Annotated in this window: 13 protein-coding genes, 1 tRNA gene and 1 pseudogene; 10 read left to right on the forward strand and 5 right to left on the reverse strand. The window is 69.7% G+C overall.

Features of this window, described 5'->3' with window-relative positions; translation table 11 throughout:
• Positions 1-39: 39 nt before the first annotated feature.
• The 4 genes from HDA40_RS11965 to HDA40_RS11980 all read left to right on the forward strand — a co-directional run bounded on the left by HDA40_RS11965 (position 40) and on the right by HDA40_RS11980 (position 2,965).
• Positions 40-1,377 carry a PQQ-binding-like beta-propeller repeat protein gene (locus tag HDA40_RS11965; protein ID WP_253755001.1) on the forward strand — a complete coding sequence of 446 codons (1,338 nt, stop codon included), beginning with the start codon at positions 40-42 and terminating at the stop codon, positions 1,375-1,377.
• On the forward strand, positions 1,374-1,841 hold the full coding sequence (locus HDA40_RS11970) for a helix-turn-helix domain-containing protein (protein ID WP_253755003.1): 468 nt from the start codon (positions 1,374-1,376) through the stop codon (positions 1,839-1,841). The genes HDA40_RS11965 and HDA40_RS11970 overlap by 4 nt, the downstream gene beginning before the upstream one ends.
• 63 nt (positions 1,842-1,904) lie before the next feature.
• Entirely contained in the window at positions 1,905-2,357 is a 453-nt protein-coding gene (locus tag HDA40_RS11975) for a MarR family winged helix-turn-helix transcriptional regulator (protein WP_253755005.1), read from the forward strand.
• Positions 2,354-2,965, forward strand: coding sequence for a hypothetical protein (locus tag HDA40_RS11980; protein ID WP_253755007.1), 612 nt, complete (start codon positions 2,354-2,356; stop codon positions 2,963-2,965). Before HDA40_RS11975 ends, HDA40_RS11980 begins: the two co-directional genes overlap by 4 nt.
• Positions 2,966-2,989: 24 nt before the next feature.
• Here HDA40_RS11980 and HDA40_RS11985 read toward each other — a convergent pair whose 3' ends face one another.
• From HDA40_RS11985 to HDA40_RS12000, 4 genes are read right to left on the reverse strand one after another with little or no spacing between them, the layout of a single operon-like run.
• Positions 2,990-4,252 (reverse strand): hypothetical protein, encoded by a 1,263-nt coding sequence (locus tag HDA40_RS11985; protein ID WP_253755009.1) that lies wholly within the window; start codon positions 4,250-4,252, stop codon positions 2,990-2,992.
• A 22-nt stretch (positions 4,253-4,274) separates the two neighbouring features.
• Entirely contained in the window at positions 4,275-4,916 is a 642-nt protein-coding gene (locus tag HDA40_RS11990; protein WP_253755011.1) for a class I SAM-dependent methyltransferase, read from the reverse strand.
• A 13-nt stretch (positions 4,917-4,929) separates the two neighbouring features.
• Positions 4,930-7,029: a putative bifunctional diguanylate cyclase/phosphodiesterase gene (locus HDA40_RS11995; RefSeq protein ID WP_253755013.1), complete on the reverse strand. Its 2,100-nt coding sequence runs from the start codon at positions 7,027-7,029 to the stop codon at positions 4,930-4,932.
• A 17-nt stretch (positions 7,030-7,046) separates the two neighbouring features.
• On the reverse strand, positions 7,047-7,853 hold the full coding sequence (locus HDA40_RS12000; RefSeq protein ID WP_253755015.1) for an SAM-dependent methyltransferase: 807 nt from the start codon (positions 7,851-7,853) through the stop codon (positions 7,047-7,049).
• A gap of 106 nt (positions 7,854-7,959) precedes the next feature.
• On the opposite strand from HDA40_RS12000, the gene HDA40_RS12005 reads away from it, so the two are divergent.
• Entirely contained in the window at positions 7,960-8,802 is an 843-nt protein-coding gene (locus HDA40_RS12005; RefSeq protein ID WP_253755017.1) for an LLM class flavin-dependent oxidoreductase, read from the forward strand.
• On the opposite strand, the gene HDA40_RS12010 is transcribed toward HDA40_RS12005, so the two are convergent.
• Entirely contained in the window at positions 8,799-10,127 is a 1,329-nt protein-coding gene (locus HDA40_RS12010) for an FAD/NAD(P)-binding protein (protein ID WP_253755019.1), read from the reverse strand. The two genes, HDA40_RS12005 and HDA40_RS12010, sit on opposite strands and share 4 nt — an antisense overlap.
• A 258-nt stretch (positions 10,128-10,385) precedes the next feature.
• Here HDA40_RS12010 and HDA40_RS12015 point away from each other — a divergent pair.
• The 5 genes and pseudogenes from HDA40_RS12015 to HDA40_RS12035 all read left to right on the forward strand — a co-directional run bounded on the left by HDA40_RS12015 (position 10,386) and on the right by HDA40_RS12035 (position 13,754).
• Positions 10,386-10,460 (forward strand) — tRNA-Val (locus HDA40_RS12015).
• A 197-nt stretch (positions 10,461-10,657) separates the two neighbouring features.
• Positions 10,658-11,239 (forward strand): TetR/AcrR family transcriptional regulator, encoded by a 582-nt coding sequence (locus HDA40_RS12020; protein WP_253755021.1) that lies wholly within the window; start codon positions 10,658-10,660, stop codon positions 11,237-11,239.
• Between the two features lie 304 nt (positions 11,240-11,543).
• Positions 11,544-12,140 (forward strand): annotated as a pseudogene (locus HDA40_RS12025) (MFS transporter); the annotation flags it as partial.
• A gap of 170 nt (positions 12,141-12,310) precedes the next feature.
• Complete coding sequence (locus HDA40_RS12030; RefSeq protein ID WP_308197695.1) at positions 12,311-12,898, forward strand: MFS transporter; 588 nt, start codon at positions 12,311-12,313, stop codon at positions 12,896-12,898.
• 94 nt (positions 12,899-12,992) lie between these two features.
• A complete protein-coding gene (locus HDA40_RS12035; RefSeq protein WP_253755023.1) occupies positions 12,993-13,754 on the forward strand; it encodes an SDR family NAD(P)-dependent oxidoreductase in 762 nt (253 codons plus the stop codon).
• Positions 13,755-13,973: the final 219 nt, after the last annotated feature.

The raw sequence follows: 13,973 nt of genomic DNA on the forward strand, positions 1-13,973 counted from the left end.
CAACCGGACGGCGACGAGAAGCGTCGGCAAGATGTGACCGTGATCGACCTGGGCGTCATCGAAGACCACGAACCGGGGCCGCCGCCCGTTCCGCCCTGGCTGCGCGCTTGGGGCGTACGCCGGCCGCTGGTGGCGCTCGCCGCTGCCGGGCTCTGCCTCGCTCTGCTCGGCGCGGCCGCACCCGCCCGGCCCGGTCCGCCGGTCATCACCATCGGCGGGTTCTCCGGGCAGGACGGCTACCAGGTCATCGGCGACACGCTGCTGTCCCTTCACTGGGGGCCGTCGTCCGGGATGACGGCGTACGACTTGCCCACCGGTGAACGCCGCTGGAGCCAGCCGTTGGGCGACCCACTCGACGGGATCGAGGATCTAGGCGAGGTGGTGCTGGTGAGCACCGCCCCGGAATTGCGCGATCCGCAGACTCCGACGCAGGCGCAGCTGGACGCCAACCTGGCGGCGAGCGTGGTCACGGCCTACGACGTGACCACCGGCGAGATCCGCTGGACCCGCAGCGGCAGTCTCTACGGCTCGGTCGACCGGAAGATCGCGCTCCTCCGCGCACCCGGCCCGCAGAAGCGCATCGAGGCGATAGAACCGTCGCGCGGCACCACGCGATGGTCGCGTCCAGTGCAGCCGGACGGGAGCTGGCAGCTCGGCTGGCGAGTCCGGAACGGCTACCTCAGCTCGCACGTCGACAGCCTCGTCGAGCTGGCCAAGGACGGCACGGTGACGCTGCTGGACCTCGTCACCGGTGCCGTGACTCAGACGGCCCACGTGCCGCCGGGCGGCGCGCTCACCGTGGCCTGGAACGGCGTCCTCGGCGTTCGCTACGGGCCGGCGGAGCCGACGGGCGACCCGGCGGTCGACCGGCACATCACCTTCTACGATGTCGACGCCGACTTCGCTCACCTGTGGACGGCGGCGGTGCCCCAGGGCGATCTGACGCCGTGCAGCCCGGACGAGGTGTGCTCGTGGGGAACGGATCCCCAGCCGCGCCGGTTCGATCTGCGGACGGGCGAGGATCGAACGGTACGGGGCGATCAGCGGAACACGCTGTTCGGCCGGTTGCAGGACGGCCAGGTCGGGGTGTGGCGGGTGGTCAACGCCGAGGAGACCCACCCGCTGGTCTACAGCGGGCCGGCGGCTCATCGGCCCGGCTGGGTGGGCGAGCTCGACGTGACCGCTACTACACCACGGGTCCGGCTGCTGATCGGGCTGTCCCCCATCGACCAGTGCCTGATCACGGTTCGGTGGCTGCTGTGCCTCAGTAACTCGACCAACCCGACCGGCACCTCGGTGGTCTACGCGGTCCGCCGCGCCGATCTGGACGCCGAGCCTCGGCTGCGGCCGACCAGTGGCGCAGACTTGGGGCTATGACCGATCTGGATAGCCGCTGGCGGCCGGTGCGACTACTGCTGGAGGCGGTCGATCAGCAGATCGCGTCGATCTACGCCGACGCCGGGGTCGACGGGATGCGTACGCGGTTCGTCGGGCCGCTGATCCAGCTCGGCCGGCGTGGCGCGATGACGGTACGCGAACTCGCCGATTCGGTGGAGGTGACCCATTCGGCGATGAGCCAGACGGTGGCCGCGATGCGGTCCGCCGGGTTCGTCGCCGACGCGGCCAACTCCGACGGGCGTACCCGCCGGGTCCAGCTCAGCGAGCGGGGCCGGGCGGCGATCCCGTTGCTGGAGGCGGAGTGGCGGGCGACCGAGGACTCGCTCGCCGAGCTGGAGGCGGAGGTTCCCTATCCGCTCACTCAGGTGGTGGCCGACCTCGCCGCCGCGCTGGCGAAGCGGTCGTTCCGCGAGCGCCTGGACGCTCACCTGAACGCTCGATAATATAGTGAGCATGACACACTATGAGCCAGCTTCACTATGGGTCAGCTTCACTATGAAGCGACCATGAATCGGCGTCACGAGGCGCTGAACCAGCTGATCGAGTTCTCGGTGCTGATGAACGAGGACATGACGACCAGCCTCGGCCGCGCCGGCCTGACCCCGTCGCGGACGCATGTGCTCTGGGAACTGGCCGCGGCCGGCCCGATGAGCCAGCGGCAGCTCGCCGAGCGGCTCAAGGTGAGCGCACGCACCGTCACCGGGCTGATCGACGGGCTGGTCGCGACCGGTTTCGTGACCCGTGAGCCGCATCCGTCGGACCGGCGGGCGTTCCTGGTGACCTTCACCGAGCAGGGCCGGCGCACGGCGACCGCGCTGGAGAAGGGGCAGGCGGATTTCGCCGAGCTGCTCTTCGGCGACATGGACGGCAAGCGCTTCGACCAGTTCACGGCGGGTCTGGCCGAGGTGCTCGAGCGCTTCAAGCACGGGCTCGCCACACAGACCTGGGAGGCGTCGTGATCCGGCTGATGGCGTACGAGTGGAGAATGTGGCTGGCCCTGGGCCGCTGGATCGCCCGGCGCCCGCCGCGGGGCGGGCGGCCGTTCCGCTACGCGGCGCCGGTGGTGCCGATCATCTGGACCTTCATCGTGCTGTCCGCGGTCGAGATCCCCATCGCGGACCTGCTGTTGCCCTGGCGCGGCGTGCGCATCGCGATGCTCGTCCTGGGCGCGTGGGGCGTGACCTGGATGATCGGCCTGCTCGCGAGCATGTACGTCAATACGCACACGATCGGCGAGGACGATATCAACGTCCGATATGGACTGTCGATCGACTTTCCCGTGCCATGGGAGGCGATCGCGGAGATCCGGGCGAACCAGCGCCCACTCCAGACCTCCAAGACAGTCCACTTCGATCAGACGAAGACCGGCACCGCGCTGAGCGTGGCCGTGGGCAGCCAGACCGCCGTCGACCTCGTTCTCGTCTCACCCCAAGTGGTACGCCTGCCGTCGGGCGACAGCGAACCGGTCACGGAGATCAGGATCAACGCGGACGACCCGGCCGCCTTCGTCGCCGAGGCGCGCGCGCACCTCACCCGCCGTCGTGCGGAGTCCGCCTCGGCGCACTGACCCAAGCCCGGCGCAGGCACGCCGTCAGTCGACGTCGTGCGGAGTCCGCCTCGGCGCGCTGACGGGGGCCTGACGCTGGCGGGGCATCGACGGCCGCCGGAACCGCCGCTTCTCGCGTCCCTTCGGCCGGGTCATCAGCGCGCCGACGACCGAGACGACCGTCAGCAGCAGGACGACGACGGCGATCTCCGGCCTGGGCGTCCCGGCCGACGCGGTGTTCGGTTCGGTGAGGAAGTCGTACCAGACCAGGATCGACTGGATGAGCGTGATCGCGGTGAACACGAAGATCAGCCGGTTGCGCCGCTCGTCGCGGTCGTTGAAGATCCGCTCGCGGTGGAGGCTGAACAGGTCGCGCAGCGCGGCGGTGCGCTCCTCCAGCGTCTCAGCCTCGGCGGTGGTGCTCCAGGCCTGTGCCGCGGCCTGCCGTACGCGCAGCCGGCCGGTGGTCAGGTAGCGCGCCTCCTGGCCCAGCAGCAGGTTGCGCATCGTGACGTCCTCCGTGAGCGACAGCACGTCGACGTATTGCGAGTCCACCGTGATCAGGCTGTGCTCGTCGGCCTGGCTGAGCCCGACGAGGTGGTCGGCGATGTGCCGCTTGGCCTCGTCGACCACGATCCACTCCTGGGTGGCCACCATCAGACCCTCGACGACCTCGTGCACGAGGCCCGGCCGGCCCATGGAGTGCACGTTGGTCATGCCCGTTCCGACGTGGACGGTCGCGCCCTGCGCCAGTTCCACCGGTACGCCGTACCAGCGGGCGTTGGGGAACTCGACGCCGGGCGGAGCGTCGACGCACAGCCGGTGCCACCACAGCAGCGTGCTGCTGTCCATTGCCGACGGCGGCAGCGGCCGCAGCAGCGAGGGCTCGACGACCTCGGCGATCCGCTGGCTCCACCGCGCGATCAGCGGCTCGACCAGCTGCGTGGCCGGTCCCTCGTACTCCTTGAACCGCGTGCTGCACTCCTCGTCTTCGAGGTCGAGCGAGATGTCGTCGGGCAGTTCCATCTCGATCACCACGAAGGCGATCGCCAGGCTGCTCACGTAGAGCCGGATGGCGGTGCCGCCGACCTCGGTCGCGCCGGAGAAGACCATCGTCTCCATCCGGGTGTAGACCGAGCCCACCACGTCGAAGAACAGGTCGGCGTCGTCGACGGCGGCGTCCGACTGGAACTCGGTGAGGCCGGTGCGGAGCATCTCGGACAGCTCTTCCCGGCCGCCCGGCTTCATCAGCGCGCTCAGCGAGAAGCGTACGGGCAGCAGGAAAGTACCGAAACTGACGATGCGCAACGCGCGCCCCTCCCCAGGTGCGTCAGCGGGTCCGCACGGCCAGAATCCAGTCGCCGTGACCGGCGTGCCCCGCCTCGGTCGTCCAATCGGGACCGAGCATATCGGCAACCCGGTCGGGCGGGAGATACAGCGGGGTGCCGGGTCCGAACGAGGTGCACCACAGCAGCTGACCGCCGACACCGAGGATCCGGCCGAACTCGCGGAAATCCGGAACGCCGTTCAGGCTGACCAGCAGCGGCACCGAGCCGTCCCGGAACGGCATCCGGCGTACGTCGGCGGCGACGTAGGCGACGTGCGGCAGTGCGGGAGCGCCCGTGAGCATGGAGACGTTGACGTCGGTCGCGACGACCGGCGGGCCGACCCGGGCGAGCAGCTCGGTCGCCTGGCCGGTGCCGCAGCCGATCTCGACGATCCACTCGACCGGCCGGGCGTGCTGCAACCCGGCCGCGACCGTGGCGGCGTACCAGGGTTGTTCCACCGCCCACTCGGTCCACTCTGGAGCCATCTCGTCGTAGGTGACGGCCAGCTCCTCCCACGTCTTGTCGTCGTCGGGATCGGCGAGGACACGTTCGAGCGCGAGCCGGCTGCGATGGGTGGACGCGTTCAGCTCAGGCGGTGGCGCGTCGGGGATCTCCACGGGGTCGTACCACAGCTGTACGGGCATACCAGCAGGGTACTCACTTCACCGCAAGCAGACGGTTGATGTGACGCGCCGGCCCCGGTGCGCCGAAATGCCACCCCTGCGCGAGGTCGCAATCCAGCCCGGCCAGCAACGACGCCTGCGCCGCCGTCTCGACCTCCTCGGCGGTGACCGTCAGTTTGAGGGTGTGCGCGAGGCGTACGACGGTGGCGAGGATCTCGATGTCGGCCGCGCTCGGACCGGCCGGGCGGCGCAGCGCGGAGACGAACGGCCCGGCCAGTTTCAGCGCGTGGATCGGCAGGTTGCTCAGGTACGCCAGATTCGAGTACCCGGTGCCGAAGTCGTCGATCGCGATGCGTACGCCGAGGTCGGCGAGCCGATGCAGGACGGCCAGCGGTTCGCCCTTGGTCGCCATGAGCGCGCTCTCGGTCAGCTCCAGTTGCAGCGCCCCGGGATCCATGTCGGTCTCGTCGAGGATGCGGCGCAGGTCGGCGACCAGACCCGGCTCGGCGACCTGACGTGGCGACAGGTTGACGCTGATCAGCGGATGCCAGTCCGGGTGCTCGCGGCGCCACCGGTCGGCCTGGGCGCACGCCTCCCGCAGCACCCACTGGCCGAGCCGGACGATCAGGCCGCTCTGCTCGGCCATCTCGACGAACCGGTCCGGGCCGAGCAGTCCCAGCTCGGGATGCTGCCAGCGGACCAGCGCCTCGACCCCGGCCGGCGCGCCGTCGTTGAGGTCCACGAGCGGCTGATAGTCGAGGAAGAACTGCTCCTCCTCCAGCGCCCGGGGCATCTGGGCGGACAGCCGGTAGCGGCCGACCGCCTGGGCGTGGCGGTGGTGGTCGAAGACGGCCGACCGATCCCGGCCGTCGCTCTTGGCCCAGTAGAGCGTCGTGTCGGCGGCCTTCATCAGCTCGGCGGCGGTCGTTCCGGCGGCGGCCCGGTCGACGACGCCGACACTGGCCGCCACGCTCAGCGTGTGCCCACCGAGGACGACGGGTTCCCGGACGACGGCCAGCGCCTCGTCGGCGATGCGGACGAGCTCGGCCTCCCCCGGCGACTGTTCGAGGAGCACCACGAACTCGTCGCCGCCCATCCGGGCGACCAGCCGGCCCGGCCCCGACAGGCGTACGCGCAGCCGCTCCGCGACCGAGCGCAGCAGCTCGTCGCCGGCGTCGTGCCCCAGCGTGTCGTTGATCATCTTGAACCCGTCGAGGTCCAGGTAGCACACCCCGACCCGGGCGTCGGGACGGGTGTCGCCCAGCGCGGCGGCGAGCCGTTCGAAGAACATCGTGCGATTCGGCAGCCCGGTCAGCGGATCGTGGGTCGCCTGGAACGCCAGCTCGGTCAGCAGCCGCCGTTGCTCGGTGATGTCCTGCACCATCCCGACGGCGAACCGCGGCGCGCCGTCCTGCGCACGGATCAGCGAGACGGCCAGCTCCGTCCAGATCTCCTCGCCGTCGCGCCGGTAGTACGCCTTCTGCGTACGGAAGTGGTCGGAGTCGCCGCTGAACAGCTGAGCCAGATCGGCCCAGACCGCCGGATCGTCCGACGGGTGCGCGAAGTCGCTCGCCGACAGCTCCCGCAGCTCGTCGATGCTGTAGCCGAGCATCTCCGACAGCGACTGGTTGACCTCCATGATCCGGCCACTGAGGTCGCCGATCCCGATGCCGATGGCGGCGTCGGCGAAGACCGCTTTGAAGCGCGCCTCACTCTCCCAGCGCGCTCGCTCGGCGGCGGTTCTGGCCTGCATCGAGGCGACATGGATGCGCTCCTGCTCGGCCAGGGTGCGTTCGCGCAGCGCGTCGGCGTACCCGCCGGCCAGCTCGGCGAGCACCCGGCGCAGCCGATCGTCCTTGTGCACGCTCACGGCGTACGCCGACAGCCGATCGCCCAGCGCACGCAGCGAGCCGGTGATCGCGCCGACATCGGTGAAGTGCGAGGACACCAGGGCGGCGCCGATCGACCGAGCCGGGCCGGGGTCGTCGCCGGCCGCGTCGAGCAGAGCGAGCAGCTCCTCGACCCGGGTGGTCAGCCGGGCTGAGAGCGCGGTACGCCCGATGACGACGTAACTGGTCTCGGCGATGGCGTCGGTCCAGGCTCCGGCGACCTCGGACGCGTTCGGCGGTTCCACGGTGCCCGCCCAGGCCGTCAGCGAACCCGGCCGACGCCCACGAACCCGGGATACTCGTACGCCTCCGGCCCGAGTTCGTCCGGGGCGTCGGGCCGCCAGAGCGGCGTCTGCACCACACCGGGATCGAGCAGGTCGAGGTCGCCGAACAACGCGGCGATCTCGGCCTGCGACCGCATCGTGACCGGGCTGGCCGTCTTCTGGTAGAGGTTCGCCGCCTGGCCGAGCTGCGCCGACTGCCGGTCCGGGCTGGCGTGCGAGATCACGATGTGGCTGCCCGGGGCGAGCCGGCTCGCGATCCGCCCGATCAGCTCGATCGGCCGCTGCCCGTCCGGCACGAAGTGCAGCACCGCGATGAACAGCACGGCGGTCGGCCGGGCGGGGTCGATCAGCGCCTTGACCCGCTCGTGGTCGAAGACGGTCGACGGCTCGCGCAGGTCGGCGCCGATGACGGCGGTCCGGTCGTTGTCCGCCAGGATCGCCTGGCCGTGTGCGACCGCCACCGGATCCCAGTCCACATAGACCACGCGAGCCTTCGGGTCCAGTTCCTGCGCGACCTCGTGCACATTGCCCACCGTCGGAATGCCGGAACCGAGGTCGACGAACTGGTCGACGCCGAGCGCCGACAGGGCTCGCACCGCCCGCCGCAGGAACGCCCGGTTGTCCCGGGCCAGCTGCGGAACGTTGGGCATGGCCTGGAAGACCTGCTGGGCGAACTCGCGGTCGACGGCGAAGTTGTGCGAGCCGCCGAGATAGTAGTCGTAGACACGGGCGACGCTCGGCCGGTCGAGGTCGAGGTCGGCAGGGGCCCAGCTAGGACGTTCCATGGGGCGGCTCTTTCGACTGTCGGGAGGGGACGCGACGCGAGAAGCATATGCGGTATTGCTGCAAGTTGCACCCGGCGCTTGACGGGTCAATCGCTACGGTGAACGCATGAAGATCTCCATCGGACTCCCCAATCCCGTCCCGGGAGTGTCCGGCCGCCTGCTCGTCGACTGGGCACGCCGGGCCGAGGAACGCGGGTTCGCCGGGCTGGCCACGATCGACCGGATCGCGTACCCGAATCACGACTCGCTGACGACCCTGGCGGCTGCGGCCGGTGCGACCAGCCACATCGGACTGATGACCAACATCCTGCTCGCTCCGGTCTACCCCGCGCCGCTGCTCGCGAAGGTCGCGGCCAGCCTCGACCAGCTCTCCGGCGGCCGGCTCACGCTCGGCCTCGCCCCGGGCGGGCGACCCGACGACTACGAGCTGACCGGGGTGGCCTGGAATCGGCGCGGGCGGGTGTTCGACGAGACCCTTGCTTACCTGCGGACCGCCTGGCAGGACGGCCAGAGCGTCCCGGTCCCGGTGCACGACCGCCGGGTGCCCATCCTCATCGGCGGCACCAGCGACAAGGCCGTCGAACGCGTGATCGCCTGGGGCGACGGCTGGACCGCCGGCGGCGCACGACCCGACCAGGTCAAACCCTTCAACCAGCGAGTACGCACAGCGTGGGCCGACGCGGGCCGAGCCGGTGAACCGAGGCTCGCGACGTTGGCGTACTTCTCCCTCGGTGACGACGCCGAACAGGAGTCCCGTGACTACCTGAGTCACTACTACGCGTTCACCGGAGACTTCGCGAAGATCATCGCCGACGGCGCCCTGCGTACGCCGGAAGCGATCCGCGCGGCGGTGACCGCGTTCGAAGACGCCGGCTGCACCGAGCTGTACCTCGACCCGACCGCCGCCCGGCTGGACCAGGTCGACCGGCTCGCCGACCTGCTCCTCTAGCGGGTCTGGTCGGCCGACTCGCGGTCGATCCCCATCGTCAGCAGGTGCAACGCCAACGCCCGCGCCTGTTCGCGGATCTCCGGCGCGGCGGTCGTCTCCCACAGCCGCCCGCGCCGGGCGGACCCCAACGCGAACAGCGCGGGAGCCCGATGACCCCGCCCCGACATCGCACCGTGCTCGTCGACGGCCAGCCCCAGCTCATGCGGACCGGGCGCGGCCAGCCCGTCCGCGACCAGCGACCGGACCAGCGGATCCCGATCGGTCAACCGGCCCGGCCCGGTACAGTTGATCACCGCGGCGTACGCCTGGGTCTCGATGCCGTGCCCCTTGATCACCGCCTCGATCCGGCCGTCCGGCAGCGGCCGCAGGCCGCACACCTCGCCCGCGCGGACGCGGAAGCTCCCGTCGGACCGCCGGGCCTCGACCGACGCGGCCACCTGCGGCGCCATCCGATGCCGATGCACCTCCCAGTACCGCGCCACATGCCGCAAGAACCGCCGCTGCTCATGCTCGGGCAGACGCCGCCACATCACGTCCCAGTGCGGTCGCAGTCCGTCCATGACTCCGCGCCAGTCCCCCGTGCCGGCGGCCTGATCGCGTACCCAATGGAGCAACGTGGCCACACTCGTGGCCGCCGGCGGCACGACCTCCCGGCGGACCGACGGCGCGTGCGCCCGCGGCAACAGACCGTGGCGCGACACCGCGGTGATCTCGCGCCCCGCGAGACTCAAGGCCACGTCGACCGCGGTCAGGCCGGTCCCGATCAGCAGCACCGGTCCGTCGCCCACTCCCGCAAGGACGTCCTTCTGCCAAGGATCTTGAATGTACGCCGAAAGCCGCCGGACGTCGTCGCCGGCCGCGATGGGGTGCCTGGGGGCGGGATTGCCGACCGCCAGCACGACCGCGTCCGCCGTCAGCACCACCCCATCGGTGAGCAGCACGGTCAGCCCGGCATGGGACGCCTCGAAAATGCGGCTGACAGTGCCCCGATGCACGGTGAGCTTCCCCGGAGCAACCTCGTCGACCGCGCGCAACGCCTCCGTCAAATAGTCGCCGTACCACCCGCGCGCGACGAAATCGCTACCCTCGGTGTGCGGATCCCGCCGACGACACCATTCCAGAAAGTCCTCGGGCCGATCCGGGTCGACGCTCATCGCTGAAACGGGCGAATTCAGCAGATGCCACCGCGCCGCCGTCGAGTACGCCACGCCCCGGCCGGGCCGCGCCTGCGGGTCGACCATGATCACGGACCAGCCGGTCCGGACCAGCTCCCGAGCAGCGACAACGCCGCTGAACCCGCCTCCGACGACCACCGCAACGGCCATGACGCGCCCCTTTACCTATAATTCCTATCGACACCATAGGATATCTCTCACCCCCAGCGCCACCCCCCACCCACTTTCCCGCCGATCATGAACTAACGGTCGTGCTCGACGGTGTGTCGGTGCCCGGGACACCATGATCGCTCCCCCGAGATCCTGATCAAATCGGGCCCCTGGCCCGCCCTCCGAAGCCCATGAGAGGCGACACGGGATACCGAGATGCGCCCGGCCCTCCGGATCGGGTACAGTCTGACGCGTCCCGGGCGATTAGCTCAGCGGGAGAGCGCTTCGTTCACACCGAAGAGGTCACTGGTTCGATCCCAGTATCGCCCACCATAGTTCCAGCTCAGAAGCCACCTGGAGGATCTTCCTCAGGTGGCTTCTTCGATGTCGGAGGGCACACGTGCTCTAACAGTGACGTACATCGACGCCTGGTCATCGCCCAACCACAACCGCCTAATCCCCATAGCGACTAGGGCGGCGTCGCCTCGACTTTCTTGACCGATCGATCTGGATACGATTAGCATCGAGTCGTGGCAAGGACCAAGGAGTTCGATCCGGACGTGGTACTCCGGGCTGCCCTCGACCTGTTCTGGGAGCGGGGGTACGAGGCGACCTCGATGGCCGACCTGGTCGAGCATCTGGGCATCGCGCGAGCGAGCATCTACGCGACGTTCGGCAACAAGCACGATCTCTACCTCAAGGCGCTCGACCGATACGGCGACCTGGTCGACCCAGAACTGCTGCGTGGTCTTTCGCAGCCTGGTCCGGCACTGCCGGCCGTGCGGGACCTCGTTGAGCGATACGCGCGCGAGGCCGGTGACGACAGCGGACGGCGTGGCTGCTTCATCGTCAATACTGCCGTGGAGGTTGCGCCACATGACCGGCAGGCGGCGCGCCGTGTCGCGGCAAGCTGGGATTACCTGGAAACCGCAATGACCTCTGCGTTGATCCGGGCGCAGGTCCAAGGTGAGCTGGGTCCGACCAAAGATCCACGCGCGCTGGCCCGGCTCCTTCTGGTGTTGATGCAGGGCATTCGGGTGGTCGGCAAAGTCGGGGCGGAGCCGCGGCGGCTACAGGACGCCGTCACGCAGGCGCTGGCCCTGCTCGACTGACGGCGGGCCGGTCGAAGCGGACCGGTCGTGGGCAGGCTCTCGATGCCGAGATTCGTGCTTTTGCGGCTTTGGCTCCTATCCCCTTCTCTGCCTTGCGGCGTCAGCCTATGCGCCGATACCAGAACGATCGATCCCGAATGTCGAAGGGTGAGCGACGATGGCGACAACTGTCCCCGACCGACGACCGGGCAGGTTCGGCACGGCGGTGCGTCGCGGTACCGCGTGGTCGCGACTCGGCCACGCGGGTCAGGATGGCGGGCCGGACAAGCCGACGACCGGCTCTGCCTTCGCTCTGCTGGGCATCATGCAGGCGACGCTGATCTTCACTATCACCGTCCTCTCCGTACCGCTGCCGGTGATCGGACGACAGTGGGGATTGGGCCAGTCCAGCCTGGTCCTCATCAGCGCCGCATATGGGTTGTCCTTCAGTGGCCTGCTGCTGTTCGGCGGTCGCCTCACTGACCAGTACGGCGGACGCCGGATGTTCACTGCTGGTCTCGTCGTCTTTGCCGCCGCTTCGATGGTTGCGGTGCTGGCTCAAGGAATTGCGGTCCTCACCGCCGCCCGCTTCGCCCAGGGGGCGGGCGCGGCCCTCGTGGCGCCGGCAGCCGTCGCGGTACTGCGCCAAGTGTTTCCCGACCCCGTCGGCTATAGCCGAGCGATAGCGACCTGGGGCGGGTTGTCGGTACTCGGTGCGACGTTGGGAACGCTCCTGTCCGGGATCGTCGCCACCTGGTTGTCGTGGCGATGGATGTTGGCGGTTCCGCTGGTGATCGCAGCGGTGGCGGCGGTTGCGACGCCGCAGTTATTACCGGAAGGCACTCGGCACAGCAGGGCCACGCTCGACCTACCAGGCGCGTTGCTCGCCACCACGGGAATCACGCTGCTCAGCTTTGGCCTGGTGGTGACCGGCGAACACGCCTGGACCTCAGCGATCGCACTGACTCCGCTGGCGTTGGGCCTCGTACTGCTGGGCGCGTTCGTGGCGGTCGAACTAAGCAGTGCCGATCCGCTCTTGCCGATGCCTTCCTGGTCGATCTCCGGCGGGCGACCGCGCTCCTCGCGATCGCCGTGTCCGCGGCCGGAACCGCCCTCGTCTCGCTCCTGCTGGTTCTGTATCTCCAACAGATCCGAAACTGGACGCCGCTGCGTACGTCGATGGCGTTCCTTCCTTACGCCGTGGTGCTCGTCGTGGTCGGTCGGTTGTCCGGGCGGCTCATCGCCCGCTGGGGAGCCCACCGCGTTGCCTCCGCAGGGCTCGCGCTGGCGGCTGGTGGCCTGCTCCAGTTGGCCGGTGTGGATCCGCAAACCGGATACGGCCTCGGTCTGCTGCCGGGTCTCGCTCTCCTGCCGGCCGGAGTCGCGTTGTCCTTCTCCGCCGGGTCGGTGATCGCCCTGGCAGGCGTACGGCCGGAGCAAGCGGGCCTCGTCGGCGGCGTGTTGAACACGGCGATGGAAGTGGGCCCAACGGCAGGGCTCGCCCTGCTGACCGCGCTCGCCACGGCACGCACCGCACACCTCGAGACTGGCGGCGCCGACCTGCCAGACGCAACCACCAGCGGGTATGCCTGGGCATTCGCCGTCACCGGGGTTGCCTTCGCGGTACTGGCCGCGGCCATGGCGGTGACCGCACGCGCCGGCCCCCACCGGTCCACCTGACGGGCCACCACGACCTCGGCCGTGACGGAATGGCGCTCGCCAGCAAGGAATCCCACCAGCAATACCGACCCGACGCCCAGAAGGAGTCAACACCTTGACCGCACAATTCACCGGCAAGGTCGCCCTCGTCACCGGCGGCGGCGCAGGAATCGGCCAGGCCGTTGCCCGAGCGTTCGCCCGCGAAGGAGCGGCCGTCGTCGTGGCGGGCCGCACGCTCGGCTCGCTTGACGGAACCGTCAAGCTCATCGAGGACGAGGGCGGCCGCGCCACGGCCATCACCGCCGACGTCACCAGCTCGGCCGACCTGGCCAGACTGGTGGCCGAAACAACAGGCCGGTACGGCGGGCTCGACATCGCGGTCAACAACGCCGGCGTCCTTGCCGCAGTCGGCCCCGTCGGCGACATCGACGAAGAGCAGTGGAACTACCTCGTCGCGGTGAATCTCACCGGCACGCTGCTGGCCATGAAACACGAAATCGCCCACATGCGGGCCCACGGTGGCGGGGTCATCGTCAACATCGCCTCGAACCTCGGCGCCCACGCCCGGCTCGCGGGGCTCGGCGCGTACGTCGCGACAAAGGCCGCGGTCAGCGCGCTGACCCGCAACGCCGCTCTGGACCACATCCGCGAGGGGATCCGCATCAACAGCGTCAGCCCCGGACCTATGGACACCGGGATGTCCCTGCGGCCCGGGGAAGGTCCGGCGGACCGAGCAGACCGGATGGCCACCCAGTCGCCGATCGGCCGCGTCGGCACCCTCGACGAGATCGCTGCGGCGGTGCTGTACCTGGCCTCGCCCGGCGCCGGTTTCGCCGTCGGCACCGATCTGGTGTTCGACGGGGGAGCCACCGCGTAGAAGCACCCGTCACCGCCCGCGCGTGTCGCTCACGGCGTGCGCGGGCGGTGCGAACAACGGAGGCCGCGTTCAGAAGGCGGCGTTGCTGGAGCCCGTCGAATCGGTGTTGGATCACGCCCGACGCGAAGAGCTCTTCATCATCATCAGGAGGGAATCTGCCCTGTTAAGGCCGCTGATTCGGGAGGATCCGACAGCTAGCGGCGGTGTCGAACAGTTTCC

Source organism: Hamadaea flava (assembly GCF_024172085.1).
GTDB lineage: Bacteria > Actinomycetota > Actinomycetes > Mycobacteriales > Micromonosporaceae > Hamadaea > Hamadaea flava.

Coding starts and splice junctions, on each gene's coding strand:
- HDA40_RS12005 (WP_253755017.1), top strand. CDS start 7,960: ATGAAGATCTCCATCGGACTCCCCAATCCCGTCCCGGGAGTGTCCGGC.
- HDA40_RS11990 (WP_253755011.1), bottom strand. CDS start 4,916: ATGCCCGTACAGCTGTGGTACGACCCCGTGGAGATCCCCGACGCGCCA.
- HDA40_RS11975 (WP_253755005.1), top strand. CDS start 1,905: ATGAATCGGCGTCACGAGGCGCTGAACCAGCTGATCGAGTTCTCGGTG.
- HDA40_RS12010 (WP_253755019.1), bottom strand. CDS start 10,127: ATGGCCGTTGCGGTGGTCGTCGGAGGCGGGTTCAGCGGCGTTGTCGCT.
- HDA40_RS11970 (WP_253755003.1), top strand. CDS start 1,374: ATGACCGATCTGGATAGCCGCTGGCGGCCGGTGCGACTACTGCTGGAG.
- HDA40_RS12000 (WP_253755015.1), bottom strand. CDS start 7,853: ATGGAACGTCCTAGCTGGGCCCCTGCCGACCTCGACCTCGACCGGCCG.